Source organism: Lacisediminihabitans sp. H27-G8 (genome assembly GCF_046156175.1).
Taxonomy (GTDB): Bacteria; Actinomycetota; Actinomycetes; order Actinomycetales; family Microbacteriaceae; genus Lacisediminihabitans.
This window is the reverse complement of sequence record NZ_JAYLVL010000020.1, coordinates 1-681: the sequence shown is the minus strand read 5'-3', so window position 1 is coordinate 681 and position 681 is coordinate 1. Positions and strand designations below refer to the sequence as shown.

Here is a 681-nt window from a genome sequence, read left to right as displayed (position 1 = left end):
CGAAAGTCACCGACCGGGTCGTGGCCGACATGGAGGTGTGGCAGGCAAGGCCCCTGGATCCGGTGTATCCAGTGATCCTCATCGACGCGATCGTGATGAAGGTTCGGGATGGGCAGGTCGGCAACCGGCCCGTGTATGTGGCGCTCGGAATCGACCTCGATGGCCACCGCGACGTTCTGGGCATGTGGGTTGGACCGACCGGTGGTGAGGGATCGAAGCAATGGATGAACATGCTCACCGAGCTGAAGTACCGCGGCGTCGCCGATGTCCTGTTCGTCTGTTGTGACGGTCTGAAGGGCCTGCCGGACTCGATCCTCGCAACCTGGCCGATGGCGACCGTTCAAACCTGTGTCGTGCATTTGGTGCGCAACAGCCTGCGGTTCGCGTCCAGGAAGTATTGGAAACCGATCGCGGACAGGTTGAAGCAGGTCTACCAGGCGCCGACGGTGAAGGCTGCGGAGCAACGCTTCGACGAGTTTGCGAAGGAGTGGGAACCCATCTATCCGGCGATGATCGCGATGTGGCGGCGGTCGTGGGGTGAGTTCACCCCGTTCCTCGACTACCCGTTAGAGATCAGGAAGCTCATCTATACGACAAACGGGATCGAGTCGTTGAACGCGAGATTCAGAGCCGCGACCAGGCGTCGCGGCCACTTCCCCAACGAACAATCCGCACTGAAAG

The 681-nt window shown here is 60.8% G+C and carries 1 protein-coding gene; it reads left to right on the top strand.

The genetic code is table 11. The features are described from left to right. Nucleotides 1-29 precede the first annotated feature (29 nt). Nucleotides 30-681, top strand: a 652-nt coding sequence (locus VLI63_RS17650; protein WP_409158160.1) for an IS256 family transposase, incomplete at its 3' end; no start/stop codon positions are given.